We start from the raw sequence: 26,066 nt of genomic DNA, 5'->3' as shown, positions 1-26,066 counted from the left end.
AGCGGGCGACATCGACGCACAGCTCAGGAAAATGGACACAACGCGCTACCGACACGGCACAAATCGACCGCGCGGCGTCTGACGAGCTCGGTGGAGAACATAACCCCTCGACCGTAGCAGCGAACATGAAGGATGTGTTACCGATTCGGCGGCCGGTCGAATCAATCGGACACGCAGGTCATGTCGCCTTCGGTTCCGGCGCATCACTTTCCGTAGATATCTCACCCACGGTAAGGTTCAATGCCGCATAGACGGCCACCCGGCTCGGTGGAGCGCCACTGGCCCGGCGGACTTCCCGGACCTGCGCGTCGAGAACGAGGACGGTCGGAGTACGACGGACCCGAAGCCGCCTGACCAGATCAAGGTGGGACTCTGCGTCGATCTCTACGTGACGCACCCCCGGGACGGCGGCTGCGACGTCGGCAAGGATCTGCCTGGTCGCCCGGCAGGGCGCGCAGAACGCGGTGGAGAACTGTAGCAGAGTGGCGCGCGGCCCAGGCGTCACGCCGAGCGCGGCCAGTTCGGTCCCCAGCCCCGGATCCCCTCCCCCGTCGCCATCCGGACCAGCCGCCAAGTCGCCAGCCATGCCGGTCCCGACAGCGGGACCGACAGCGGTCCCGGCGTCGGTCCCGTCGTCGGTCCCGGCGTCGGTCCTGGACCGGTCCACATCCGAGGTGGGATTCAGCTCGGGTTCCACCGGAGCGGGCGGGGGCACCGCCGGACGTGGCGTCACCGAGCCGGCGCGGACGGTCCGAAAGCGCCCGTCCCGAACCCGGGTGACCGCGGCGACCATGCCGGCGACCGCCAGTGCCGCCAGCAGCATCCACACACCGGTCATATCCACCGCACTCCGCTCATCCCACCAGCAGGTGACCGATGGCATACACGAACGCCGCGGCCGTGGCGAGCGGGAGGATCGAGACGAGTGGCAAGGTGGACGGACGGTCGCCGCCACGGAATTCGGCGGCCCCACGGGCGACGGCAAGGTCGGTGACCACCGCTGCCGCCGCGGCCACGGCCGCGATTACCGTCCCGTCCGCCGCGTCGATCCCACCCGCCAGGCCACCGAATACCGATCCCGTGGCAGCGCCCACGACGAACCCGGCGAGCCGGGCGACGACCGGCCGGGCACGTGCCGCTGCGCAGAGCCGGGCGAACAGCACGGCGGCACCCGCGCCGAGAAGACCGGCGGCCACCACCGTGGCACCGACCGCGCGACCGGTCGGAGTCCGCATGCCGACCACGTCCAGATAGCTGGTCAGGAGAGTGACCACGACCACTCCGCTGAGACCCGCCGCCATGTCCACGGTGATCCTCGTCTGCTGCCCGGACGAGGCGCCGTGGGAGGCCTCATACTCGGAGCCCACGACGGCGCCCCCCGGAGTGCTCGGACGATCACGGGTAGCGACGCCTGCACCCGCACGTCGGCGCCACAGCTGTCCGAGGATGACCGCCACCACGGCGATACCGACCACCCCGGCCGAGCCCCCGATCTCATCGGAATCGGTGATCAGGGCAGTGGCGTCCGCGGCAAGCGCGGCAACCAGGACGATCACAAACGTCACGCTCGAGGCTGCCAGCACCCGCACCCATGCCCAGCCGAGCAGGACCTGCTCCAAGGCGAGGACCGCGGCCAGCGCAGGCGGCCCCGCGTCCGCCACAAGCGCGGGGACAAGGGCGGCAACGACGATCGAGGCACCGGCGAGAAGCAACGACGATCTTTTCCGCCGCCGTGCCGCGCCGAAAACCGGTGAGTTCGTCCGGGCGGCCGTCTCGACTCCGCGGGCGTACACCCCTCCATGCTCCCACGACCCGACGCCGACGAGAGCGACGAACCGTACGAACCCGGCCAGACAAGTACACCGAAGACCACAACCCGCTCCGGTGCCGTACCTCCGCAGCCGCGGATCCCCGGTCCTGGGCGGCTCACCCACCCGCGAACGGAGGGAGCACCTCCACCACGCAGCCGTCCGCCAACATCACGCCGAGATGTTGGCGGCGACCGACCGGCGCGTCGTCCACGAGGAACGCACAGCGCGCCAGCACGGACGCCAACGTCCCCGGATGGCGGTCGGACACGACTTCGAGTAGTTCGGCAAGGGTTTCAGCGTTCTGCTGCTCCTCGGACACTCCAGCCGCTTCCCTGGCCGCGGCCCAGTACCGGATCGTCACACGGGCCATGAGGACTCCGGGTGTTCGGGCGTGTCCTGTGGGCCTGTCCCCGGACCCGCCGGCCGATCGGGGACGAAGGGGACTTCGGCCCGACCGGGGAGCAGGTCGGGTAGGTGACGGCCGATCCGGTCCAGGAGTCCGGGGACCAGCCCCGACTCGGCGTGGCCGAAGCCGGGCACGATCCACAGCCGGCTGCCCGCCCCTGCCGCGGCGGCCAGCGCATACGCGTGGTCCACCGTGAAGTAGCCGTCCTGGTCACCGTGAATGAACAACACCGGTGTCGGCGCGATCCCACCGACGACGTCCAGGGGGGAAGCCGGGATCATCGGCCAGATCTCCGGCATCAGACGGGTCCCGAGCACATGCCGGGCAATGCGGCGTCCGGTCGCGGTTTCGGCGATCCGGTTCAGGCGTCGCGTCGCGACGGTGTCGCGGACGTACCAGCGGCTCGGGGCGCTCACGCTGACGACCGCGTCGACCACATGACGCACCGGATATCCCCGAACGGACTTTCCGGCACGGGCGAAGGCCGCGTGGCGTAGCGCGGCGACAGCGCCCATCGACCAGCCGACGGTGATGACACACCGGTAACCAAGCCTGCGGGCCTCCCCCACGGCCGCGTCCACGTCCAAGACCTCGAGGTCACCGAAAGTACATACGCCCGAGGACTGGCCATGGCCACGCAGATCGGGCGTGAGCACGCCGGCAAAGGGTTGGATGCCCTCGCACACCGCCCTGACCGGGGGCTTGTCGCGAAAGCCGGAAAAGCCGTGTACGACGACGATCCCAAGATCGAATAAATCTTGGGTCACAGACCGGACACGGTGGCGATGCGTCGTGGCGAGGATCTCAGCGTCTGCGGTGGGAAGAACCCCGAAGACGGTAGGAGCGGAGTAGGACACTCCGCTATCCTCCCCACAGGCCGGTGTTCGTTTCGCGCCCATGACGGTCGTGGAACGCGGGGGCCGGCGCAACGTATCCGTGGGTCGACGCTGCCCCAACACCGCAACCGAACCCTGGAGGAGTCAACTTGAGCGTCGTCCTGTTGCTCACCAACGCCCCTGGACCGTCCGCGGAGTCCTTTCCCTCACTCGGGCTCCTGACTCACACCGTCCGCGTCGCGCCGCTGGAGGCCAGCGCGCTCCTTGACGCTCCGCCGGTGGACGTCGTGGTAGTCGACGGTCGCCGGGAACTCGTCGTCGCCCGTGGCCTGTGCCGCCTGCTGCGGACGACCGGACTCACCACACCGCTCCTCGCTCTCGTGACCGAGGGCGGGCTGGCCGCGGTGTCGGCCGACTGGGGCGTTGATGACGTGGTGCTCGACTCAGCCGGGCCTGCCGAGGTCGAGGCACGGTTGAGGCTTGCGATCGGCCGGGTCGCCGCCGCCGGCGGCACCGCCGAAGCCGGCGTCATCCGGTCCGGCGACCTGTCGGTGGACGAAACCACCTACTCGGCCAAGCTGCGTGGCCGCCCTCTCGAGCTGACCTTCAAGGAGTTCGAGCTGCTGAAATACCTCGCGCAGCACCCGGGCCGGGTCTTCACCCGTGCCCAGCTCCTGCAGGAGGTCTGGGGCTATGACTACTACGGAGGCACCCGGACGGTCGACGTCCACGTGCGTCGACTGCGTGCCAAACTGGGCCCGGAGCACGAATCGATGATCGGGACCGTACGGCACGTCGGCTACAAGTTCGTTGCACCCCCGATCGCCCCACTGCCCGAAGAAACGGTGACAAACCGCACCGAGCGAGAAGTAATCCGCACCCCCGAACGCGTCTAACCCGTTTGGGCGTAGTACAGACCTGCCGCGTCGCTTTGCGGCGCGGCAGGTCGTAATGTCGCGGGAATGACGCTTCGCTGGACCCGGCAACTGACCCCCGACGACGTCGGCATCCTACGCTCACTGGTGACCTTGGCCACCGACACGGACGGGGTCGCACCCCTGTCCGATGACGCTGTGTTGCGACTGACATCCGATCCACTTACCACCGGGCAACATCTGATCGTCACGGGCTCGGCCCGTCCCGCGCAACCCTGTGGGATCGCCGGATATGCATACCTTGCCGTCCACTCCGGCGACCGCTGGCAGGCCGAGGTGGTCGTCCACCCCGGGCAGCGCCGCCGTGGCATCGCGGGGAAGCTGCTCGGGGCTCTGACCGCGTCCGCGGACCGGGCCGGTGCGGACCTCGCTATTTGGGCCCACGGTGACTCACCCGCCGCGGCTGCCCTCGCGGGCAGGTACGGTTTCGCCCGGGATCGGGTGTTGTGGCAGATGCGCCGGCCGTTGCCACCCGCATCCCAGGACGTGGACGCCGACGAGACGCCCACACCGCTGCCGGAGGTGACGGTGCCGCCTGACGTGACCGTCCGCACGTTCGTTCCCGGGCAGGACGAGGACGCGTGGGTGTCGGTCAACCGTAGGGCGTTCGCCGACCATCCCGAGCAGGGTCAGTGGACCATAGATGATCTTTTGCTGCGGGAGACCGAGCCGTGGTTCGACCCGGCGGGCTTCTTCCTCGCCGAGTCCGCGGGCCGGCTCGCCGGCTTCCACTGGACGAAGGTGCACCGGGCTGCCGATACGGACGCCGGCGGCACGGACGCTGCCGATACGGACGCCGGCGACGTGGAGACCCGGCAGGCCGATGTCGGCGAAGTGTATGTCGTCGGCGTCGATCCCACGTTCTCCGGACGCCGGCTCGGCCGGGCGTTGACCCTGATCGGGCTCCACCACCTGCGCGATCGCGGTCTGGCCACGGTGCTGCTCTACGTCGACGACTCCAACCAGCGCGCGGTAGGTCTGTACGAGAACCTCGGTTTCACCCGGTACAGCTGCGACATCTCCTATCTGCGCGCCGGGACCGATACCGGGACCTGAGCCCCGGCACCGGAGCCTGAAGGCTCAGGAGGTCGGCTCTTCGGCGAGACGGAAACGGTACCCGACTCCGCGGATGCTCTCGATCAGCCGGGGCTGCGTCGGGTCCCCGATGTCCCCGAGCCGGCTGCGCAGGCGGCGGACGTGCACGGCAAGGGTGTTCGTCTCATGACTGCTCGTTCCCCAGACCCGTTCGAGGAGTGTCTGGCGGGTGACCACGGATCCGGCCCGCTCGAGCAGGATGCGCAGGAGTCTGAACTCCTGCGGTGGCAACCGCACGGGCATGCCATTGACCCGGACCTCGTATGCGGCGAGGTTCAGGGTGACTGGTCCGACCCGGAGCACGCCGGGCTCCGCGCGCTCGGTCTCGAATCCTCTGACGGACTGCACCAGGGCCAGTACCTCGTTGACCCGGTACGGCCTGGCCACGCAGGCGCTGGCACCGGCCTCCAGCCCGGCCGCGGCCTGGCGCCGGTCCTGGGGGCCCACGCCGAGCAGTATCGGCATGTCGTCGCGGGTGCGGACGGTCCGCACCACTGTCACGCCGTCCAGGACCGGAAGCCGAGCAGAGATGATCACGACTGCCGGTGTGAGACGCCCGATGTCCAGCAGCGCCTGGGCCCCGTCGAGGGCGACGCTTACCCCGACACCATGATCGGCAAAAACGGACAGCAGATCCTCGTCCGCGGCGGCGTCCGCGACCAGCAACGTCGGGTTCAGGGTGCCGGATGGGGCGAGTCCCTCCCCGGGGCGCCGCTGCTCCGGGGAAGGGGACTCGTCGTCAGGTGGCTGCACAAGATGCGTCCAAGCAGTTGTGACCGGTCGGGTGGGCTCGGGGGCGGGAGTTGCCGGTTCAGCCGAAACGCCCGGTGATGTACTCCTCGGTACGCTTCTGGGCCGGATTGGAGAAGATCTTCTCTGTCTTGTCCATCTCCACCAACCGGCCGGGGTCTCCGGTCTTGTCCAGGGTGAAGAACGCCGTGGTGTCACTGACCCTCGAGGCCTGCTGCATGTTGTGAGTCACGATGACGATGGTGTAACTAGACTTGAGCTTGACGATCAGATCCTCGATGGCCAGAGTCGAGATCGGGTCGAGGGCGGAGCACGGCTCGTCCATGAGCAGCACCTGCGGTTCGACGGCAATGGCTCGCGCGATGCACAGCCGCTGCTGCTGACCACCGGACAGGCCCGCGCCGGGCCGGCCCAACCGGTCCTTGACCTCCTCCCAGAGGTTGGCGCCGCGCAGCGACTCCTCGGCCCGCTCGTCGAGCAGTGACTTCTTGCGGGTGCCGTTGAGCTTCAGACCGGCGACGACGTTCTCGTAGATGGACATCGTCGGGAAGGGGTTCGGTCGCTGGAAGACCATCCCGACGGCACGGCGTACGTTCACCGGGTCGACCCCGGGGCCGTAGAGATCCTCGCCGTCCATGAGAACGCGGCCTTCGACCCGGGCACCGGGCAGCACCTCATGCATACGGTTGAGCGTCCGCAGCACGGTGGACTTTCCGCAGCCGGACGGCCCGATGAATGCCGTAACGTTCTTCGGCTCGATGCTGAAGTGGATGTCGGAGACGGCTTTGAACTTCCCGTAGAAAGCAGTCAGCCCGGAAACGTCAATACGGGTGGCCATGGGTTACCTCGGCTCTTGGCGCTTCGGTGGTTCGGTGGACGGTAGGGAGCAGACGGCGAGTACAAGCGGCGGCAACGGTGACATGTGAACGGTCACCGGACCCGGGCCATCCTGGCGATCAGCCGGGCGACGACGTTCAGCAGCATCACGAGAGCGATGAGTGTGAGCGCGGCGGCCCAGGCCCGGTCGACCGCGGTCTGCTGCGGCTGGCCGGCCTGTGAGTAGATGTAGAGAGGCAGCGCCGACTGCGGTCCGGAGAACGGGTTGAAGTTGATGGAGTCGGTCCCGAAAATGGTGAGCAGCAACGGCGCGGTCTCACCGGCCACCCGCGCCACCGCGAGCATGACGCCCGTGACGATGCCCGGCAGGGCCGTCGGCAGCACCACCTTGAGAATCGTCCGCCATCGGGGGACACCCAGCGCGTAGCTGGCCTCGCGAAGCTCGTGTGGGACGAGCTTGAGCATCTCCTCGGCGGCACGCACGACAATGGGAATCATCAGGATCGTCAGGGCGAGCGAGCCTGCGAATCCGGAGGGCTTCTGCCCGAGCGCGAGAATGTAGAAGGCGAGGATGAACAGACCCGCGATGACCGACGGCAGGCCGGTCAGCACGTCGACGAAGAAGCTGATGGTCCTGCTGATCCGGCCGCGGCCGTACTCGACCAGGTAGATCGCGACCAGCAGACTGAACGGAACGGCGAACAGGCTGGCCAACGCGATCTGTTCCAGCGTGCCGATCAGGGCGTGGTAAATACCGCCGCCGGCGTCGCGCGCGCCGATACCCCGCATCGAGTGGCTGAGGAAACCGACATCAAGGCGTCCCACGCCTTTGGCGATCACGTTCGCCAGCACCGCGACCAGCGGGATCACCGCGAGCAGGAAGGCGAGGTAGACAAGCGTGGTGACGAACCGGTCCGCGGCCCGGCGGGACCCTTCGACCAGAACTGATGCCACGGTCTGGCCGATCAGGTAAAGGACGCCGGAAATCAGCACGAACTGGATCGTGCTGTCTATCGACGTCACCAGGTACAGCAGGACGGTGAGGACGACAGCGCCCACCGCGATGACCGGGAACGCGGCGTTCGGCAGCTTCTGGCCGCGTAGGGCCAGTCCGCCGCCGGTACCGGTCGTTGAGGAAACGGTTGTCGTACTCATGAGGCGGCACCCGAGAACTCGCGCCGGCGGGCGATGACGGCACGCGCGGCCATGTTGACAATCATGGTGACGATGAACAGCACAAGGCCGGAGGCGATGAGAGCGCCCCGGCCGGTGTTGTTGGCCTCGGCAAAACCGTTGGCCACGTTCGCGGCGATGGTGTTGCCGGCCGGCGCCAGGATCTTCCAGGAAATTCCGAAGGATGCGGGGAGGACGAGCGCGACTGCGATCGTCTCACCCATTGCACGGCCAAGACCCAGCATCGACGCACTGATCACACCTGGCTTGCCGTAGGGGAGCACCGCTGCCCGGATCATCTCCCAGCGGGTCGCGCCGAGAGCAAGCGCCGCCTCCTTGTGCGCGATCGGCACCTGGAGGAAGACCTCACGAGACAGCGCCGCGACAATCGGCAGGATCATGATGGCCAGAACGACCGAGGCGACGAAGATCGAACGGCCCACCGCGCCGTTGTCGGTGGCGAAGAGCGGGATCCAGCCGAAGTAGTCGGTGAGCCACATCTGGAGGCCGTCCATCCGCGGGACAAGAACGAGCAGACCCCAGAGCCCGAAGATGACGCTGGGAACCGCGGCGAGCAGGTCGACGATGAACGCCAGCGGCATGGCAAGTCGGCGTGGTGCGTACACCGTGATGAACAGCGCGATACCGACCGCCACCGGCACCGCGATGACCATTGCGATGACGGCGGTGAGCAGCGTGCCGAACAGCAGGGCCGCGACCCCGAAGAACGGCGGGCTGGCGTTCGGGAACCATTCGGTGGTCGTCAGGAAGTGGCCGGTGTTGGCGTTCAGGGCGCTCGTCGCCTTGACTACCAGGAACACGGCGATCGCCGCGATGAGGGCGAGGAGGCCGAGGCCGGCCGTCCGGGTCAGGTTCTTGAAGAAGACGTCCACCGGGCTGACCCGTGCGGCGTCGCTGCTGCTGGTGGGCTCCGTGGTGGCGACGGATCCGCCATCGCCCGACAGGTGTGTCCGCGGGCCGTCCGGGTCACTGGTCATCGTCCCTCTTAACAGATGATGTCAGCCGGTGTGCCCGCCTACCTGACGGAGGGCGGGCACACCGGTTCGGTTGTCCGATCAGACGCCGTGGATCAGACCGGACCGCAATATACGGATCATGAAATTGTCGCGACGACGGAACTCACCTTGCTGGCGATCTCGGTCGGCAGCGGTGCGTAACCGAGACTGGAGATGGCGGTCTGACCACCCGAGGAGGATGTGTAGGTCAGGAAGGACTTCACCAGCGTGGCCTGGTCGGCCGGCAGCCCCTTGGTGCAGGTGATCTCATAGGTGACCAGGTAGATCGGGTAGGCCCCGGCGGTGGTCGCCGTGTAGTCGAAGGTCAGCTTCAGGTCGCTGCCATCGGCGACCTTGGCCGCGCTCAGGCCCTTCGAGGCACCGTCGGTGCTCGCGGCGACGTACTCACCGGCACCGTTCTTGATCTTTGCGGTGGACAGGCCGGCGTTCTCCGCGTAGGAGAGCTCGACGTAGCCGATGGCGCCCGGGGTTGACTTCACCGTCGCGGTGACGCCGTCACTGCCCTTGGAACCCTGAGCGTGGTCGCCCGGGGCCTTCCAGTCCGAACCCGAGCCGAACGTCCAGTCACTCTTGGCAACACCGGTGAGGAACTTGGTGAAGTTGTCCGTGGTGCCCGAGCCGTCGGAACGGTGTACCGAGGAGATCGTCTTGTCCGGCAGGCTCGCCCCGGGGTTCTCCGCCGCGATCGTCGGGTCGTTCCACTTGGTGATCGCACCGGAATAGATCTTCGCCAGGGTCGGGGCGCTCAGCTGCAGGGTCTTGACCTCGGAGAGGTTGTAGATCACCGCGACCGGCCCGACAGCCATCGGCAGGTCGGCTACCTGCCCGCCGGTGCAGCGCTTGGCAGCCGCGGTCGCCTGGTCTCCAGCGATCGCCGAGTCCGAGCCGGCGAACGCCGTCTGGCCGTCGACGAACGCCTGTCGTCCGGCGGAGGAACCGACGGACTGGTAGTTGATCGTGGACCCGGAACACGCCGCCTGGTACTTCTTGACCCACTCGTCCATCGCGTTCTTCTGCGCGGAGGAACCCGATGCGGTGATCGACCCGGTCGCGCACGAGATCGCGGCCGTGGTGGCGCCGCCCGTAGCGGCCTGCGTCACCTGGTTGTTGTTGTCCGAACCACAGGCGGCCACCCCCAGCACCGCCGACATCGCAAGGCCCACGACCGCGACCTGATGCTTCCCAATGTTCACAAGCGACCCTTCGTCTTCAGCGCAATGGCGCCGTTCTGTCCGCCCCCGGACTGGGGTGCCGGCGAGAATCGAAGCGATTCCGCATGAACGAAGGATGAATAGAAGCGAACGCGAAAGGGACACCAGCCGGAACACATCCGGGGTCCTGGACACTTCTACGCAGATTTTGCCGAGTCGACTACAACCGACTACTTACGGGTACGTCCCGAACAACACGCGACGGCTCCCTGAGCACGCCCAAGGCCTGCTCAGGGGGCCTGCTCGAGGGGACACTCAGGGGCACCCCGAGGCCAGCGACTACTATACGTTACCGACCGTGCCGGGTCTCCCTCCAGGTCGGAGGTCCTCCCCGCGCCGCGTCCCGGCAGGGCACACCCCATATTTAGGAAAGACCGTACAAAACTCCCCGTCCGGCGGGATGGACGCAACCTGTATCCGCGGCGAGTCTTCATGTCATGAACAAAAAAACCGTACGGTCACGATCAGGAAGCGACGAGACGACGACCTTCTTCGGCCGGGTCGATGGAACTCAGGTCAGCGTCGACGCCCGACCGGGCACCGGCCCGGAGCCGACCGTGGTTCGGCTCCGCACGCAGTCATCGCTCCCGGACATCGTCTCCGCGGCATACCTGGCACCGGACGAGGCACATCGTCTTGCGGCGGCTCTCGTCAGTGCCGCCCGCACAGCGTCCACGCACGCCGCCCAGACACAGGTACCGGATGCTGGAAGCCTGACCCACGAGCGTCCGAACGGGACGGGATCTCGTGAATATGTTGTCACCGTCAGCGAAGGATCCGCCTTGTCCGAACTCTGCCGGGCGCTCGGCGTACTACCCGCTCATGCCCGTCTCGTCGACTTCGGTAGCGACACGAACGTCACACTCGTCTTCCACACGGACAGCGCTCATGAATGTACCGGCCCTGGGTGACAACATCAGCCTTCGGTGCCCGCCCGTCAGATGTGTGCACGCTGCATTTCGAGGTCCGCTCGGCTGTCGCACCAGTAGGGCCCCTCGTCTTCCACCACGTCCGTCATGATCACATGATGCCGCCCGACATGTCCCGCCGACAGCAGGCAGGTCAGCCCGTCCGTTCGACATCCGGGCGCGGTGACCGTTGCGGGCGTGGTCCAGACCAGCCACGCCTCCTGGTTCCCCCAACCCTGGAGAACAGCCATGTGCTTGTCCGGATGCCCGCTTTCAAGCGCACATGTGACCTCGTCCGGTACTTCATAGGCCGCACCCGGCAGGCCGTCAAGCCGGCTGATGACCTCATCGGGTACGCGCTGCCATGCGCCACAGGCACCATCGTCGATGGAGATGCCCATCGTCGTCCCCTCCCCGCGTGTGTCCGGATTGCTTCGTCGCGACCCGGTTTCCACCGGCGCCGACCAGCCGTGAACCAGTAAGCCCGCGCCGGGACCGGCCGTAGTCTCCTGCGGCCAGTCCCGATACAAGCACGTACAGCCTGGACCTCACACACCGGGTACAAACTTTCCGCTTTGTCTCGACTTCATATAGTCACCAATCTTGCGAAGTTCACGAGCGGAAGTCGCGCTCACGAACCGTCGGACCACAGCCACCGAATTTCCCCGTCAACGGACGGTGATGCCGAGTTCCGCTGCCAGGGATCCGGCAAGGCCGGGCAGAGCCTCGGCATCGACCTCGGCGCCTGCCAGCCCGGCCACACCCTTCGCTCCCTCGAACCGACAGCCAAGAACGAGCTGTCAGCGCACGGCATTTTCTGATCACACGAGGAGATCACCCGGCTGCGGACTCCCGTCCCAATACGGTCACCGACAGTCTGGCGTGCACCGCCGCGCTGGCAAGCGTTTCGGCAACCCGCGATGTTGCGGCAACAATGACCAAGGCGCCGTCCGCCATGCCCGCAGCACCTTCCTTTGCTGCTCCGGGGCGCGGGACCGCCAGGACGACGACGCCGGGGGCCACGACGGCCGCGCGAGCCGGGCCGGTCATGGGCACTGCTGACGAACCGACAGCAGGCTCGGCACCATCCGTAGGCGTCGCTCCATCCCGCGTCTGCGGTACTGGCACAGTCATCTCGGCGGATGCGGCAAGCACGTCCACTCGATCACCGGCTCGGAGAAAGACGACCGAACCAGCGTCCGTGATTCGGACAGGTGTCGCCACCAGGCCTGCCGAGGCCTGCCGCCGTGTGATCAGCCCTGGACCCAGGAACCGAACATCGGTGATCGGTTCGCCGCGGCGGATAGGAGCTGCCAGAGTGTGACCGACCGCATCCTCCGGACGCCGTACGACGCCCACCGGAACCACATCTGCCGGCAACGACACCGTGCGAACATCTGTCGGGGAAACGGTCACCCCGCCTTCCAGATCGACCGCTGCAACCACCACGAGCATGCCGGACAACGGTTCCGTGGGACGCAGCTCGGCAACGACGAGGACCACGGCCAGAGCAGCGAGAAGGCCGGCGATCACCCGCCGCCTTGCCCCGACCGCGAGCCGCCAGGCACGCGCATCCCCGACACGCGCCGCCCTACGTCCGCCGAACGACATCGCGACCTCCGTGATCTTGACGAAAGAGCCAAAGATCACGCTAGGTCCAGAGTCGTCCGCCGTCACGGCCCGACCGCAAGCTGTGGACAAGCAACCGGACAAAGATGCCCAGCGCCACCGCCTGTGGATATCGGGCCGCGGCCGGGCCGAAACGTAACGCGGCCCGGCCGCAACGGCCGTCGGGAGATTCCGGTCGATCAGGCCGCGGCGGTTCCCGAACCACTCGACGAAGTCGCCGTTCCCGACGACGCGCCGTTCGCGGTGGTCGACGGGCTGGACGCGCCCGCGGAACTCGACGACCCGTCCGCGGAACCACCGCCAGCGGACGTGCCGGCCCCGACGGTGTCCTTTCCGGACGCCTCCGTGCCGGTTTCCTTGGCGGCCTTCTCCTTGACCCGGGCCCCACCGCTGCCACCGGATCGACTGTCGGTCTTGTAGAAACCGGAGCCCTTGAACACGACACCGACCGAGCTGAACACCCGGCGTAGTTTTCCGTCACAGGCGGGGCACTCGGTCAGCGCCGCGTCGTTAAAGCTCTGCACAACCTCGAGATCCTGATCGCACGCGGTGCAGCGGTACTCGTAGCGCGGCACGGACTCCTCCCCGGAGTTAGCACTCGACATCGACGACTGCCAACTCTAACCCGAGACGGACCCTGGTACGTCGCGGACCACGCTCCAACTGCCGTTCGATGTCGCCATGTGCCCACCCTGTCATCTATCAGCAAACGCCGACAACACTCCGCGAAGTAATGCTACTACCATAAGTTACCTATTCCGCCTTCCGTCCACACCGCACCGCGGTCCGCACAGTGCTCCGCACGGTGACGACGACGTGAACACCGACGTCATGGGGTTCGGTGGGAACGTGAGCGACCAGTTCGTGGTCATGCACCATCGCGACGATCAACGAGTCCGACCGTGCCCGCCGCAAAGCCCGGTCATAAGAGCCTCCCCCACGCCCGAGCCGCCCGCCGGACATGTCCACCGCCAACGCCGGGACAACGATGACGTCTGCCAGAGCGAGGTCGATCACGGCTGCGCCGAGCGGCGGCTCGCGGGTCCCGAAGGCCCCCGCGATGAGCGGTCCGGTGTGTTCACGGAAGTCCAGATCGAGGTCAGGCCGCATGGACGGCAGCAGAACCCGCGTTCCTCGTTCCCGCAGCCGCATGAGAAGCCGACCGGTTTCCGGTTCACCGGGCAGACCCACGTACGCAGCCACCCAGCGCGCCCCGGCCACCTCCGGGAGATCGAGAACGCGTCGGGCCAACGCGGCAGCGCTGTGGGTCTCGGTCGCCCCTTCCCCCCCCGGCCCCGCGTCCGAGCGGGCGATCCGGCCGGCGCGCGCCGCCGACAACCGCGCGCGCAGCAAGGCCTTTGCCTCGTCCCTGGCCCTGTCGGTAGCCACCTCAGGAGGTGTCGCGGTCGATGTGATGCGGCGGACGTTCGGCACGCAGCCACTCGATGTCGGCGTCCGCCCCGGCCTCGACCGTGTCCTGGTCATCGCCCCAGCCGATGTCACGGTCGTCGTCGGACCGTTCTCCATCCCATTCGAGGTCCCGCACCAGCACTCCTCCTCCACCTCGGATGCGTTCGACGTGCTGTCCGGGTCGCCGGTCCAGGTGGGCCGTCACTCGCCCGATGGCGCCCGACCGGACCACATGTCGGCCAGCGTGCGGGTCACCCATTGGTCCACGGGGTCTCGCCGCCAAGCGGACCGCTCTCCCCCGCGTCCACAACCACTACCAGGGCGATCGCGTCCGTCACCATGTCCAAGGCGTCGAGCACACCTGCCGAGTATGCCTCGGCTTCAACGGCTGACCTGGACATTCCCTTCTCCGTCACGGCCTCGGGCACCACATCGATCGCCGCCCGCACGGCGCGACGGTAGCGGGATACCGAGACCGGAGGGTCACCCTTCGGATCTTGGTCATACGCCTCGTCGCGATCAAGCGCCGCCCGAACCGCGGCGCGGCGGGTTACCGGTACCACCATCAGTATCCTCCCGAATTATTTGCGGTCCAGCAAAACAAACCATAGCGGTGTACTTGGCAGTCAGCAAAGCCGTTACGATGTTCGCGTGGACGACAGTGAGCGGCTGGTCGGTATCGGGGACATAGCCTTCCAGCTGAAGATCACCCGCCAGGCGGTTGACTACTGGACGCGCAAAGACCCGCAGTTCCCTGCTCCGCTGCAGGTCATCAACGCACCGACGGCGGGTTCCAAAGGCACCCGGGTGTGGCGCAAGCGTGACATCGACGCATGGATCGTCGAGTACTACCGGCGACGAAAAACCTGACGGACAGCCCCGAGGACGCCGACCGACACCCGTCGGTTCCGACTTCAACCCGCCTCACCGTTACCGACAGCTTCACTCCAACCCGACGGGCACCGCGCCAGTCACCTCTCGTCCCCCGGCACCCGCCATCCGGCACGGATCCGGTCGGACCTGCCCACCGGTACCGGGTTTACTCGGGACATGAATGTCCTATTAGTTGCCCTTCTCGGTCTCATGCCCCATGACCTGGCATTACGGTAGAAGTTGCCGATCAGAGGTATGACGGGGGAATCGGAGTAATGGGCGTCCGGATGTGACCGTTGACGGCCACGTCGGACCGATCACCAGCGGCAAGATCTACAGACGATGACCCGCACCCCATCGCTCCGCGTAATGATTACTCTCCGTATAGGATGTGCTGCATAGAACGAGGCCGCGGCGAGGATGGTTTCCTGACACACAGCTAACTGATCATGTTAGACGCATACGACGGAGGTGTTCGCCGAGGGCTTGCGGGACATGCCCGCGGAGCCGGCTCGGCCTGCGCCTCACGACGATCGGAGGGCGCCCATGGCCGTATATCGGCAGATAACGACACGAGCTCGAGTGCGCCATGCAGATGCGCACCGCCGGTGGAGATCGCACCCTGGGCAGATCATTATGGTTGTGCTCGGCGCAGGCGTGGTACTGGCGATCATCGTCGGGGCTGGCGCGGCAGCAAGCGTTGGCGCCTGAACCACCACGACCGACATCAGGCAGGCAGCTTCCGGAAGACCGCCTCCGACTACCGACCAGGAAGGTGCCAGCGTTTCCGGCACAGCGTCGTGTCCGGTAAATCGGGCTGTTGGATACCTCGGCCGCCCTTGACCATCGGGTGGGTTGTCCTACCCACCTCGACGGATCCGGACCACCGACACCTCGCCTGTGGTGGCGTCGTTCTCCACGCCGCCACAGGATTCCTGCCTTCATTGTGACAGGTCGACATCCGACATCCCGCACGGCACGGTCCGCTCCAAACCCGACTTCACCGGGCCGGACCCGATGGGGATACCTCTCACGACGGTCCCGCTGGCCAGCGGTTATCCCGGCAGGCGACAGGACGGCTGTCTGAATCCACGGCATTACTCTGTCCGGAGGGAATCCCCGGCGGCCGCTTCAAGCAGTACCCGGAGCAACCGGACCTGGTGGGGCGGAAGGCTCGTGACAAAGTGGCACAGGGTCGCGTCCGGATCGTCCACCTGCCGCAGCAGAGCGAGCATTCGCGCGGAGGCGTACTCCTCCTGGCGTCGGGTCGGATGATACATCCAGACTCGCCGAACCCGTACCCGCTCGACATGCCCCTTTCCTATGAGACGGGCAAGCGTGGTGGCAATCGTGCTGTGCGCGAGCCCCCCGCCGAGTTCCTGTTGGATGGTCCCGGTGCTCACCGGCGTACGAGCGGCCCACAGAACCGCGAGGACCGCTCCTTCCAGCTCGCCGGGCTGGCGGCGGACAACCCCGCCGGAGTCCGCCGCCTGATCGATGTCGTCGTGCGGCTGTGCTGATCGAGCGCCAAGAGTGGTCAACAAAAACCGTCCTTGAAGGATTGTCGGCGATCTGAGCGCGCCCCGGCAGGCGGGACCTCGCATGCGTTCAACCGATCCGGAGAGGTGCCTGTGACAACGCAAACTGGGCATTCGTGGATGAAAGCCGCCCGCCGACATGAAACGGCGGACGAAATCATGACCAGGTCGGACGAGGCGGGTCGCCCGTCAACGAGTGGACGATGCCGATGCCGGCCCCGATGCCGGCCCCGGGCCGGGCACAGCGGTGCACGGGACAGCCACTACCTCGGCGAGGAACCGCGGGTATGCCCGAGGCCGGCGAGATGGGACGCGGGGCGGCCCTCGGCGGACCATGGCGTACCTCAGAAGCCGACCCGCCGGACGGGCACCGGACGGGCCGGGATATGGACACACGCGGCCGCCATGGTCCCCGCTTTCCACCCGGCAGGCCTCGGCCGAGCGGAGAAGATCAGCCAGTCGGAAAAGAAGGGAGAGCACGCCGCGGGCGAGGCGGGCAGGAAGCCCGACCACGAGGTCAACGGCTGCATCGCACCGGCGCGGTTCGATCGCGAGACTGGCACACACCGACACGAACGCCATAATGTCGATCATGATCGAGAGTACAGCTCGGGCGGTTCTCGTCTCACCACGAGCAGGTGGGCAGATGCAGGTCGACCAGCTCGACCGGATGAGAGCGCGCTCCACCCATCGGCGCGGACACAGCTTCGCGGCATGTGCTGCGGCCCACCCGTCTGTAGTCGCGTGCATCGCTTCTGCAGTTATGCGCATCCCGTGCCGGCAGTCGACAGACAGCGGTCGACACTTCGTGCCGGCCAAAGTCGAACCTGCTCCAGTAGGTGGACCACGTGACCCTGACCGTGTGACCCTAACCACGTGACCCTAACCACGTGACCCTGGCGATGGGATCCGGCAACCTGTCCATGACCAGTTTATCCACGAGGTGTAGGACAGAACCTGCTCAACCCGCCGAGAGCATGCTGTGGTTACTCCCTCAGAGTGAACTTGTCGTGATCACCGCATTGCCGGTCGGCGCGCCGGTCCACCATCTCCCGCCGGCAGCACCTCGCCACGTCGGCAGCACCCGGATCCCGCTCCTCCTCGCGCATCCCCGCACCTACCGAAGTCACGCCGGCCGCCGGCATGCCACTCAGGCAGCGCGCAGTTGAGCAGTCCGCACCAGGGAGTCACAGGTTTCCTCGGTACGCATCACATCAATACCCAGGGAAGCCACGAAGTCATTCAGAGCCTCCTGTGCAGCCACCGCCGACTGATGTGCGGATACTGGACAATCCAGCTCCAGAAACATGCCCAGGCTGTCCAGTTCGTCGACGCAGAGCGAGACATTGCCCACGTTGGCCATCCGCCGTGTCTTGGCCACTCGCACCGTCGGACAGAAACCCATGTTCAGGATCGCCTGATGCATCTGGTCACGATCAGCGACTTCGGTCTCGTATGCAACGTAGGCCTGCGCATTAATAGTCGGCTGCTTCAGCGCGAAGAAATGACGATCATTTATCGTACGGAGGCGGGGGAACGACACGCCGAGCCGACTGTCGTCGAACGTCCAGCGATCGGGAGCATACGCCTGGTCATCCTGAAAGAACGGCTCACCCAGCTCGATGCCTCGAGCCTTGAGCACCAGGAAGAGCGCCTCCCTGTCCCTCACATGGAACTTGACCTTAACCTCGCGCATACAAGCCTCCCCATCGTCTGTCGCCCCATCCCCCCGACGCGACAGCCTGGCACATAACCGAGCGAGCAGAAGTCACGCCCACCGCCAAAGCTATAGAGCAGGATGGAGGTTGGACGCCGACCAAGTGGCCATGGCCACATCTTTTCAGCGCACGCCCGAGTTCCACGGCTCGACATCAACCCTCAGGTGACATCCGGCAACAGCCAGCACACGTTACGGCCTCTTGCGAGCCGCGGCCGTGATAGACCGTAGGCGGCTCATCCGCCGCCCGGGTACGCATCCGGCTCCTCTTCGCCGACTCCTTGCTCCACCCGATGACAACAAGCAGAACGACAGGTTACAAAACCGTAACGTACCGGAGACATTCTGGAGATCCGTCCCGTTGGCGGCATCCGCCACGATCGCCCCCACGGCTGGTCGGAGTCGAGACTTCAAGCGACCCGAAGTCCATGATCGATAACGTGCACCCGGCAAGGTCGGCATGCTCTCCACCCGGGTGACCGTTCCAGGTAAACCTCTCGCCGCCGCGGCCCGCTACGAACCCGCCGTCCTGCCTCGTCACCGGAGAAACAGGACCGAGCTGTTTCACCCGCGACCGAGGCGAAGAACGTCGACCGTCATCCGAAAGCTTCCGCAAGGCGGGGTCGGAACGACACTCACCCCCGCCCGTTCCCGGCGTTACGCACCAGTGATTCGTACGTCTCCGCGGCCCTCGTCACATCGACGCCGAGAGCCGCGACGAACTCGGCCAGCTCGTCCTGCACTCTCCCGGCGGAGCCATCCCCGTCCCCCGGTACCAGCCGTTCAATTTCCAGAAAAGTGCCGATACCTTCAAGGTAGTCGAGGTGGAATGAAATATCGTCCAGGACGGCGGTTCGTCGTGTCTTCACGACACGTACCGTCGGACCGAATTCCATCCACAGTATTGCCTGATGCATCTGCTCGCGGTCGACGATTTCGGTCTCGTATTCCAGACAGGTCCGAGCGTTCCCCGTCGGCTTCTTCAGAACAAAGAAGTGCCGACTCCCGACGGTACGCAGGAACAGGAACGAGATGCCGACCTTCTCGTCACCGAATGACCAGCCGATAGGGGCATAGGCCTGGTCATCCTGGTGGACGGGCTCACCGAACTGGATACCTCGGGCAACGAGTGCCAGGAGAAGCGACGCCGGATCGGCCACCCGGTACCTGACCTCGATCTCCCGCACGCCCGCCTCCGTATCCGTCCCGCGCTGGCAGGCAGCTTAGGACATACTCGGTAGATCTTCAGTGACACTTCCGGCAGCCGGGATGCAACGATGTCCGCACGAAGCCTCCGGACGGAGTTCACAGGGTCACGAAAGCATAGCCGTCGGTCTTGAGTCGAGGTAGGACCATGCGCAGGGCTTCGACGGTCTGGGCACGGTTCCCTCCGCCGTCATGGCAGAGCAGGATGTCGCCGGGACGAGCGGCGAGCAGACGTTGGGTAATCGTTGTAGAGCCTGGACGCGTCCAGTCCCGGGGGTCGATATCCCAGTCAATGGGAATCATGTTGTTGTGGGCGGCAGCGGCCAGCACGTCGGGCGACCAGTCCCCGCCGGGAGATCGGAACAGTCGCGGTGTAGTGCCGGAAACATCCACGATCACGGACTGGGCTCGGGCGATCTCATCTTCGATCTTCCCGGGGGCCCGGCGGGAGAACGGTATGGGGTGGGTCATGGTGTGGTTGCAGATGGAGTGCCCCTCCGCGACCATCCGCCCGACCAGGCCGCGTTGGGCATGGGCCTCGACGCCGACCAGGCAGAACGTGGCCTGGACGTCATAGCGGCGAAGCAGGTCGAGAATCTGAGGTGTCCAGCGCGGATCCGGACCGTCGTCGATCGTCAGGGCCACCGCGTTCGAAGGAGCGTTCGGGAGCAGGTCACGCACCATGTAGACGGGCCTGGCCCGCACAGGCAGGGGGGATGGCGACGGCGAGCTCGGAATTTCCGGCGTCCGCTCGGGATTCGTGATGATTTTCGGACTAAAAGGTTCAAACGAATCGACCGACTGGTCGCCGAGAAGATCGCTGTTCCCGGTCGCGTGTGCGGTCGGGGAATCGGATGGCCTCCCACCGATCCGATCACTGATCCGATCACTGTTCGCCGTCACTCGATCCGAGCTGGAGCAGCCGGCAAGTGCACCCACGACCAACCCCACGGCACCGGATGCCGTCCACCTCAGCATGCGACGCCGAGACATTCCGGCATCCCGCTCCGCAGCCCGGCCAGCCTGATCGGACTGCTGCTGGCTGGTCACGAGATATCTCTCCCGTCGATGGTGGAGGCCGCCGCTGGTTGCACGGTCGTTCACGCGGTTGGTTGCAGGGTCGATGCCATCAACCGCGAGGGAAGGGGCACTACCCGTAGGACCTGTCGCCGACCGGGCTCGCGCGAGCCTACCGAAGTACACCGGAAAAACGCATCTATCCGATCTCACCCCGACCGGGCGCCAGCGCGTATCCAGCCCAATACCGGTGCCCGTTGATCTCCGATGGTCGTGCCCGGAGCATACGTTGGAGGATCTTTGGTCCCTGAAACGAGATTTGCCATCCATCCGGATCACAGTTGGGCTGCGATGTCGACCCACGGTGGCCCTACCTGTCGGCCGCGGTAGTCCGTGTGGATGCCGTTGCGTAAAACACGACCTCGGCGTGCCATCGAAGATGAACCTGTGATGAATTGTTCGAGATTTTGTCCTCGCACGGTAGACGACAGCCAAGGAAATCGATTTTTCGCGACGACCCGCGCCCGCCGGGGACAAGATATTTCGATAACCTCATAAAATGGATATAAATTACCATATAGGATATAACTCACAATACCTTCGGGCCCACCTCGAGAGGGTCCCGTCCCTGCCCACCGGCCTGCCCACCGATGACAACGGTGCCCTCAACCGGCCGTCGGCGATCGGTGTGCGGGTCGGCAGCACCATGCAGCGTGCTCGTACGTAGTCCAGCGGGGTCGGTCCCTTCAAGGAAGTTCAAGGTCTCAGCCGCGCCACCGCCTGGGAAACCCGACATCCATCCGGGGTACGTGACCACGACGTTCATCTGCGGGTGCGGCAGTGGCCGGACCTTCACCACCCGCGTGACCTTGCGCACCCCGCCGCACCCCGCCGCACCCCGCCGCACCCCGCCGCACCGGGCCTGCGCCCACTGCGGTCTCTACAAGGGCCGCGAGACGGGCACCGACACCTGAACCCTTGAACGCCTGAGCTCCTGGAGACGTCGGCGGCTGTCGGGCCTTCGCACCCTCGCCGGTCCGAACGCACGGTGCGTGCGCCCGGCGTCGCCGACCCGGTCAGCCGAGTAGCCGTGCGGCGCCGCGAAACCTACGGGTGACCCGGCTCGCTCACGCCGCGAAGAGCTGCCTCAGACGCGCTTCGATCAGCGGTAGGCCGACCGTGGGCACGTCATAGTGACCGGCTCCGGCAAGGACTGCGAGGTTGATGTCATTGCCGTTGGCCAGCATCTTGTTGACGACATTGTAGGTGACAGAGCTCGGGCTGGTGATGTCATCGGTCCCGTACAGCCAGAGGATCGATCCTGGCAGCGTCGAGTTCTCGAGCTTCCCCTGGTTCTCCTGGTAGAATTTTTTGTTCTCCGGAAGAGAGTTGGGTGCGTCCCCCCGGATCCCTGGATAAGAGTCCAGGCGGCGGAGTGAAGACGCGTTCAGGTAGTTCTTGATATCCTTCTTGACGAGGAAATTCAGGTCATCCAGGCAGGTCTGCCAGTTCTGCTGGTAAAACCTCAGTATATTCGGACCGTAGATCTGGCCCGGATCGACGGGGTAACCCGAATGGAGTTCGGTCTTCGTAAAGTAAATGGTTTCCGCGTTGGCGAAGACAAGCTGGTCGATCTGATGGTCCGACGGCGCGAGTCCGGACTGAGAGGCGTTTATGATATCGTTCCACAAGACCTTGTTCATGGCCGGGATATCCGGAACCGGGGCGAGGGTAATGGCGCCGCGATATTCCAACCTGGGGTCGGCTTTCCTAGCCGAGTCGGCATAGTACGCGGCGGCGAGCGCCGCAAATCCCCCCTCCGACCATCCGGCCGGTACCCATTTCCCGGACAATTTACCACCAAGGTCTCGCTGCGCGGCGACCGCAGCAAAGATCATCGAGTTTCCTGCGCTTGAAAGATGGTAATAGCCGTGTCCCGCCCTGACGCCATCCGCCACCGGACCGAGGCCCTCGTAGTCTGGAGCAACGACGGCGACGCCCATCTTCAAGACGGCCGCCAACAAGATGGCGTTCGGCCCGTCAACCCATGTGTTGTGTTCCTGGAGCTGGACGCTCGGCGCACACGCCGGTGCCCATCCGACGGTCCCATGACCCCAGACGAGAAGTGGCCAGCCGCCTGCCGGCGGCACCCCCTTGGGAACAAATAGCATGGCCGTCGCATTGATCTGTTTCCCTTGAATACCCGGCATCCGGTAGACGATCAATGTGCCGTCGGCCACGGTGGATATCACCCCGGGCACGTTGCGCAGGGGTGTGGGAGTACCTACCACCTCCCCGCTGCCCGGTGCGCTGCCCGTCGAACTGTCAGAGGCCTCCGACCGGGCGACGAACCCACCGGCGAGGAGCACCACCAGCAGCGACACAACCGCGAACCTGCCCTGCCTCTGGCGGAGTATCGTTCGTCCACCCGACTCCTCAGTGCGGCGGATAGGGGTGGACGGCCCGCGCAGACGGGTGCCCACAGCAGCCTCGATCATGCCACACCCCACCTTTGTCCTTTTCCTGTTGTCCTGCTCCCAGCAGTACACATAGGTGCGTCGGAGTGTCATCGGACCGCGGTTTCCCTGGGAATCACCTAGCCAAGAGTGGTCAAGGTCGAGGAGCTTGTTCTCTCTGGCGACGGTAAGCGGTACGGTCGACCGGCGCCTGCTGGAGGCCGGTCTCGTGAGCTATTTCGACGGCTTCGCCATGGCGTGTGGAAAATGTGCCCACGGCTGCTGACCCGGCGCCGGTGGCGGTGGCGGGCGTCGAGGCTTTCGACGGCGCCCACGGTGTATAAAAACCTCGCGGAACGGGTCGGCGCGAAGCGGCGCAACGGCACGAAGGCATCGCAATGACGCTGCGGTAAGCCGGATACCTGCCCTCCCGGCGATCTGTGAAATCCGCCGGCGCTCCAAGCGTGACGACCCGGGTAGGCGTGGTGTAGACAGCCTGTTGTCACCGGAGAGCGCTCAGCTCCCCAACCTTAATCGTTATTAACCGGGTGTTCTGGGGCAACTCAAGGACCGGACCTCAATCGGACAGGGACGCCCGGGCGCCGGGAGGTCGGCAATGGCGGCAATGGCGGCACGAGAGCATCGGGCTCGCAGTATAAGAAAAAGGATGGGTAGCATCATAGCGGCCTGGGTGCTTGCCGTGGGGCTTGTCGTGGCGAACTGGGTACCCGCCGCCGCGGCGAGTCCAGGAATGACCTCGTCTCGTTTGTGCGCGACGAGACCCGCTCCCCCATCGGGAAGTGCTGGCGAGCCGGGCAGTTCAACCGGCCCTGCACCTACCACGCCAGACAGCGACGTATGGAGCTTTGTGTCGGCGCCAGGACTTCATCCCATGCGGGTTACTGTGACTACGCAACGACCTGGCACGGCCCCCGGCCAGATCTTTGTCGCCCCGTACAGCATGGGCACGGTGGTCGGCCAGACCGGGTCGCTGATCGCCGACAACTCCGGCGATCCGGTCTGGTTCCGCCCGCTGTCTTCCACAAACCTCCAGAACACCGACCTGCGGGTTCAGACCTATTACAACTCCCGGATGGGAACGGCACAGCCGGTACTGACCTGGTGGCAGGGATCCATCGCCATTCCACCAACGTATACGAACCTGCCGGCCGGTGCACCCGAACCGGGTGGGTGCTACTACATCTATGACACCCACTATCGCCTACTCAAGACGGTCTTTGCGTATCACGGTTTCAGCCCGGACGAGCACGAATTCCTGCTGACCCGCAGAGGGACCGCGCTATTCATCGCCTCTAAAGCGGAACCCATGGACCTCAGTGGCTACGGAGGTCCCAGGAATGGGGCGATCCTGGACAGCGAGGTTCAGGAGGTCGACCTCGCGACGGGGAAACTCGTCTTCTCGTGGGATATGCTGCAGCATGTGAACCCTGCCGATTCCGAGGTGTCGGCCTCCGATACGGCGTCGTCCGGTGGGGTATGGGACCCCTACCACATGAACTCGATCGACGAGGGCACTGGAGGTCAGCTGTTGATCTCAGCCCGCAACATGTGGGCGGTCTACGATTTCACCAAGAGTACCGGGAAGATCCGCTGGCAGCTCGGCGGCAAGAAGAGCGACTTCACCTTCGGCAGGAATGCGGACTTCTACTGGCAACACGATGCCCGATTCCGGCCGGGTAACCAGATCAGCATGTTCGACGACGGCTGCTGCAACCAACCGAACGGCACACCCGAACAGCAGTCACATGGCCTGATCCTCAACCTTGACTTCCATAACCGCAACGCGACCGCCGTGAAGACGTACTACCATGAACCGCCGTTGTACTCGCCGTCCCAAGGAAGTACCCAGGCACTCTCGAACGGCGATGAATTCATCGGATGGGGTCAGAAACCCTACTATTCGGAGTACGCAGGTGCGGGGAACTCCGAGAACAAGGGCTTGTCGAGTCTGCTCTATGACGCGAAAATGCCGGGTTCCAACATCTCGTATCGGGCGTTCCGCAACGAATGGGTCGGCGACCCCTACTACCCGCCGAATGCCGCGGCACGGGCCAGCGGCGGGCACAGCATCGTCTACGCATCCTGGAACGGTTCGACACGGACGACGGCGTGGCAGGTGCTCGCCGGACCAGATCCCGGCTCCCTGTCGGTGGTCGTTGGACACGCCGGACGGGCCGGGTTCGAGACGGCCGTCCCGACGAACGACCGGGGACCGTATTTCCAGGTAAGGGCGCTGGACGCGACCGGGAAAACCCTTGGGACCTCCACAGTCGTAAAACTCGACAACCGCGACGGCCGCACAGTATGTCGGCGTCACTGAAAGCTGACGGGCGGCGTCCTCTCCGCCCGCCCGCCCGCGCCGGCATCGGCTCCGGCTTCAACTCCGCGGCCCGGGAGATCGGCGCGGCCTTCGGGGTGGCGGTGATCGGCACCGAGCTCAACAGCCACGGCAGCCTGATAGCCGGCATGGCCACCAGCTACCGTGTCCTTGCCGGCGTGATGCTGGTTCTCACCGTCATGGTCGTGCTCTGGTGGCGCCCCGCGGCGCCCCCCGGTACCGGCAGCGGCCGAACCGGACCTGACGCACGCAGGCACGAGACCACCGAGGCCACGCCGTGAGCGGGTGGGTGACCGAGGTGGACAGCCCGGCCGACCGGATGCCGATGCTTGCGTGCCGGCCGGTGAACTGAAGCTGCCCCGGTTCAGCGTTCGGGCGTAGCCAAAATCTTGAACAACATGGTGTTGGCGTTAGTGAGCATCTGAGTGTCGACCCGGCGCAGGCACTCGCCCAGGCCTGCCTTGGCCACGAACGTGACCAGGCCCATCACGGCCCACTGCCCCTCGCCGAAGTCGACGCAGAACCCCTCGTCGGTGGCGTGCTCCACGACCAGGGCGACCAGCACGGTCGACTCATCGACGATCTCGTTGCAGACGGTGGAGCTGATGACCAGCGCCGGCCCGGTGCCCACCGTCCAGATCTCACCGCGCCGCGGTGGTCTCACCCGGTGGCGCCTGCGAGGTTGGGCAGCCCCGCCGCCGCGAGAGCAACCGCCGATCCTCACCGGGTGCCTGCCCGGGCAGCGACCCTACGGCCCACTCCCCGTTGAAAAAGATCGACCCTGGCTGACCGTGGTCAACCGGGGTTCGAACATGACGACTCTTGTGGACCTAACGCACCACGATAAGAATCGTCTGATCTT

General features: G+C 65.8%; 29 protein-coding genes. 7 read left to right on the top strand and 22 right to left on the bottom strand.

Features of this window, described 5'->3' with window-relative positions:
• Nucleotides 1-23: 23 nt before the first annotated feature.
• From NBW77_RS22235 to NBW77_RS02270, 5 genes are all read right to left on the bottom strand, one after another.
• Entirely contained in the window at nucleotides 24-101 is a 78-nt protein-coding gene (locus NBW77_RS22235; protein WP_349816944.1) for a putative leader peptide, read from the bottom strand.
• A gap of 77 nt (nucleotides 102-178) precedes the next feature.
• Nucleotides 179-838 (bottom strand): thioredoxin family protein, encoded by a 660-nt coding sequence (locus NBW77_RS02285; RefSeq protein ID WP_131748769.1) that lies wholly within the window; start codon nucleotides 836-838, stop codon nucleotides 179-181.
• Between the two features lie 16 nt (nucleotides 839-854).
• Nucleotides 855-1,793 (bottom strand): hypothetical protein, encoded by a 939-nt coding sequence (locus NBW77_RS02280; protein WP_250279214.1) that lies wholly within the window; start codon nucleotides 1,791-1,793, stop codon nucleotides 855-857.
• Nucleotides 1,794-1,926: 133 nt separating this feature from the next.
• Entirely contained in the window at nucleotides 1,927-2,181 is a 255-nt protein-coding gene (locus NBW77_RS02275; protein WP_131748772.1) for a MoaD/ThiS family protein, read from the bottom strand.
• Nucleotides 2,169-3,074: an alpha/beta hydrolase gene (locus NBW77_RS02270; RefSeq protein ID WP_242606095.1), complete on the bottom strand. Its 906-nt coding sequence runs from the start codon at nucleotides 3,072-3,074 to the stop codon at nucleotides 2,169-2,171. Before NBW77_RS02270 ends, NBW77_RS02275 begins: the two co-directional genes overlap by 13 nt.
• A 128-nt stretch (nucleotides 3,075-3,202) precedes the next feature.
• Here NBW77_RS02270 and NBW77_RS02265 point away from each other — a divergent pair, with 128 nt between their 5' ends.
• Nucleotides 3,203-3,949 carry a winged helix-turn-helix domain-containing protein gene (locus NBW77_RS02265; protein ID WP_131748774.1) on the top strand — a complete coding sequence of 249 codons (747 nt, stop codon included), beginning with the start codon at nucleotides 3,203-3,205 and terminating at the stop codon, nucleotides 3,947-3,949.
• Between the two features lie 66 nt (nucleotides 3,950-4,015).
• Nucleotides 4,016-5,044, top strand: a complete 1,029-nt coding sequence (gene mshD, locus NBW77_RS02260; protein ID WP_131748776.1) for a mycothiol synthase — start codon at nucleotides 4,016-4,018, stop codon at nucleotides 5,042-5,044.
• A 24-nt stretch (nucleotides 5,045-5,068) separates the two neighbouring features.
• Here mshD and NBW77_RS02255 read toward each other — a convergent pair whose 3' ends face one another.
• The 5 genes from NBW77_RS02255 to pstS all read right to left on the bottom strand — a co-directional run bounded on the left by NBW77_RS02255 (nucleotide 5,069) and on the right by pstS (nucleotide 10,073).
• A complete protein-coding gene (locus NBW77_RS02255) occupies nucleotides 5,069-5,836 on the bottom strand; it encodes a response regulator transcription factor (RefSeq protein ID WP_131748778.1) in 768 nt (255 codons plus the stop codon).
• A 58-nt stretch (nucleotides 5,837-5,894) separates the two neighbouring features.
• On the bottom strand, nucleotides 5,895-6,671 hold the full coding sequence (pstB, locus tag NBW77_RS02250) for a phosphate ABC transporter ATP-binding protein PstB (RefSeq protein ID WP_131748780.1): 777 nt from the start codon (nucleotides 6,669-6,671) through the stop codon (nucleotides 5,895-5,897).
• A gap of 92 nt (nucleotides 6,672-6,763) precedes the next feature.
• Nucleotides 6,764-7,825 (bottom strand): phosphate ABC transporter permease PstA, encoded by a 1,062-nt coding sequence (pstA, locus tag NBW77_RS02245; RefSeq protein WP_131748782.1) that lies wholly within the window; start codon nucleotides 7,823-7,825, stop codon nucleotides 6,764-6,766.
• Complete coding sequence (pstC, locus tag NBW77_RS02240; RefSeq protein WP_131748784.1) at nucleotides 7,822-8,841, bottom strand: phosphate ABC transporter permease subunit PstC; 1,020 nt, start codon at nucleotides 8,839-8,841, stop codon at nucleotides 7,822-7,824. The genes pstA and pstC overlap by 4 nt, the downstream gene beginning before the upstream one ends.
• 116 nt (nucleotides 8,842-8,957) lie before the next feature.
• A complete protein-coding gene (gene pstS, locus NBW77_RS02235; RefSeq protein ID WP_131748786.1) occupies nucleotides 8,958-10,073 on the bottom strand; it encodes a phosphate ABC transporter substrate-binding protein PstS in 1,116 nt (371 codons plus the stop codon).
• A 455-nt stretch (nucleotides 10,074-10,528) separates the two neighbouring features.
• Here pstS and NBW77_RS02230 point away from each other — a divergent pair, with 455 nt between their 5' ends.
• Nucleotides 10,529-11,002 (top strand): hypothetical protein, encoded by a 474-nt coding sequence (locus NBW77_RS02230; protein ID WP_250279212.1) that lies wholly within the window; start codon nucleotides 10,529-10,531, stop codon nucleotides 11,000-11,002.
• 26 nt (nucleotides 11,003-11,028) lie between these two features.
• Here the strand turns inward: NBW77_RS02230 and NBW77_RS02225 are convergent, their stop codons facing one another.
• The 6 genes from NBW77_RS02225 to NBW77_RS02200 all read right to left on the bottom strand — a co-directional run bounded on the left by NBW77_RS02225 (nucleotide 11,029) and on the right by NBW77_RS02200 (nucleotide 14,604).
• Complete coding sequence (locus NBW77_RS02225) at nucleotides 11,029-11,400, bottom strand: hypothetical protein (RefSeq protein ID WP_131748788.1); 372 nt, start codon at nucleotides 11,398-11,400, stop codon at nucleotides 11,029-11,031.
• Between the two features lie 433 nt (nucleotides 11,401-11,833).
• Nucleotides 11,834-12,649, bottom strand: coding sequence for an SAF domain-containing protein (locus tag NBW77_RS02220; protein WP_131748790.1), 816 nt, complete (start codon nucleotides 12,647-12,649; stop codon nucleotides 11,834-11,836).
• A 158-nt stretch (nucleotides 12,650-12,807) separates the two neighbouring features.
• On the bottom strand, nucleotides 12,808-13,203 hold the full coding sequence (locus tag NBW77_RS02215) for an FmdB family zinc ribbon protein (protein ID WP_131748792.1): 396 nt from the start codon (nucleotides 13,201-13,203) through the stop codon (nucleotides 12,808-12,810).
• Nucleotides 13,204-13,381: 178 nt separating this feature from the next.
• Nucleotides 13,382-14,017 (bottom strand): 5-formyltetrahydrofolate cyclo-ligase, encoded by a 636-nt coding sequence (locus NBW77_RS02210; protein WP_242606096.1) that lies wholly within the window; start codon nucleotides 14,015-14,017, stop codon nucleotides 13,382-13,384.
• Nucleotide 14,018: 1 nt separating this feature from the next.
• Entirely contained in the window at nucleotides 14,019-14,174 is a 156-nt protein-coding gene (locus NBW77_RS02205; RefSeq protein ID WP_242606097.1) for a hypothetical protein, read from the bottom strand.
• 115 nt (nucleotides 14,175-14,289) lie between these two features.
• Nucleotides 14,290-14,604, bottom strand: coding sequence for a hypothetical protein (locus NBW77_RS02200; RefSeq protein ID WP_131748797.1), 315 nt, complete (start codon nucleotides 14,602-14,604; stop codon nucleotides 14,290-14,292).
• Nucleotides 14,605-14,689: 85 nt separating this feature from the next.
• Here NBW77_RS02200 and NBW77_RS02195 point away from each other — a divergent pair, with 85 nt between their 5' ends.
• The gene (locus NBW77_RS02195) at nucleotides 14,690-14,908 is read left to right on the top strand and encodes a hypothetical protein (protein ID WP_131748799.1); all 219 of its coding nucleotides are present in this window, start codon (nucleotides 14,690-14,692) and stop codon (nucleotides 14,906-14,908) included.
• 1,100 nt (nucleotides 14,909-16,008) lie between these two features.
• Here the strand turns inward: NBW77_RS02195 and NBW77_RS02190 are convergent.
• The 4 genes from NBW77_RS02190 to NBW77_RS02175 all read right to left on the bottom strand — a co-directional run bounded on the left by NBW77_RS02190 (nucleotide 16,009) and on the right by NBW77_RS02175 (nucleotide 20,056).
• Nucleotides 16,009-16,452 (bottom strand): BlaI/MecI/CopY family transcriptional regulator, encoded by a 444-nt coding sequence (locus NBW77_RS02190; RefSeq protein ID WP_165486299.1) that lies wholly within the window; start codon nucleotides 16,450-16,452, stop codon nucleotides 16,009-16,011.
• Nucleotides 16,453-17,599: 1,147 nt separating this feature from the next.
• Complete coding sequence (locus NBW77_RS02185) at nucleotides 17,600-18,145, bottom strand: class IV adenylate cyclase (protein WP_131748803.1); 546 nt, start codon at nucleotides 18,143-18,145, stop codon at nucleotides 17,600-17,602.
• Nucleotides 18,146-18,801: 656 nt separating this feature from the next.
• Nucleotides 18,802-19,353 (bottom strand): class IV adenylate cyclase, encoded by a 552-nt coding sequence (locus NBW77_RS02180; RefSeq protein ID WP_131748805.1) that lies wholly within the window; start codon nucleotides 19,351-19,353, stop codon nucleotides 18,802-18,804.
• Nucleotides 19,354-19,471: 118 nt separating this feature from the next.
• Nucleotides 19,472-20,056: a polysaccharide deacetylase family protein gene (locus tag NBW77_RS02175; RefSeq protein WP_250279211.1), complete on the bottom strand. Its 585-nt coding sequence runs from the start codon at nucleotides 20,054-20,056 to the stop codon at nucleotides 19,472-19,474.
• Nucleotides 20,057-21,198: 1,142 nt separating this feature from the next.
• Here NBW77_RS02175 and NBW77_RS02170 point away from each other — a divergent pair.
• A complete protein-coding gene (locus NBW77_RS02170) occupies nucleotides 21,199-21,363 on the top strand; it encodes a 50S ribosomal protein L32 (RefSeq protein ID WP_250279210.1) in 165 nt (54 codons plus the stop codon).
• Between the two features lie 153 nt (nucleotides 21,364-21,516).
• Here NBW77_RS02170 and NBW77_RS02165 read toward each other — a convergent pair whose 3' ends face one another.
• Nucleotides 21,517-22,887, bottom strand: a complete 1,371-nt coding sequence (locus NBW77_RS02165; RefSeq protein WP_165486301.1) for a lipase family protein — start codon at nucleotides 22,885-22,887, stop codon at nucleotides 21,517-21,519.
• A gap of 862 nt (nucleotides 22,888-23,749) precedes the next feature.
• Between NBW77_RS02165 and NBW77_RS02160 the strand changes: the two genes are divergently transcribed.
• Together NBW77_RS02160 and NBW77_RS02155 are read left to right on the top strand one after the other, a co-directional pair.
• A complete protein-coding gene (locus NBW77_RS02160; protein ID WP_250279209.1) occupies nucleotides 23,750-25,186 on the top strand; it encodes an arylsulfotransferase family protein in 1,437 nt (478 codons plus the stop codon).
• Nucleotides 25,171-25,485 carry a hypothetical protein gene (locus NBW77_RS02155; RefSeq protein ID WP_131748813.1) on the top strand — a complete coding sequence of 105 codons (315 nt, stop codon included), beginning with the start codon at nucleotides 25,171-25,173 and terminating at the stop codon, nucleotides 25,483-25,485. The genes NBW77_RS02160 and NBW77_RS02155 overlap by 16 nt, the downstream gene beginning before the upstream one ends.
• 83 nt (nucleotides 25,486-25,568) lie before the next feature.
• Here the strand turns inward: NBW77_RS02155 and NBW77_RS02150 are convergent, their stop codons facing one another.
• Nucleotides 25,569-25,868 (bottom strand): MazF family transcriptional regulator, encoded by a 300-nt coding sequence (locus tag NBW77_RS02150; protein WP_131748815.1) that lies wholly within the window; start codon nucleotides 25,866-25,868, stop codon nucleotides 25,569-25,571.
• Nucleotides 25,869-26,066: the final 198 nt, after the last annotated feature.

The organism is Frankia sp. Cppng1_Ct_nod (assembly GCF_920656135.1).
GTDB lineage: Bacteria > Actinomycetota > Actinomycetes > Frankiales > Frankiaceae > Protofrankia > Protofrankia meridionalis.
Note: the sequence above shows the minus strand (reverse complement) of the source record. Positions and strands in the feature narration are given on the sequence as shown.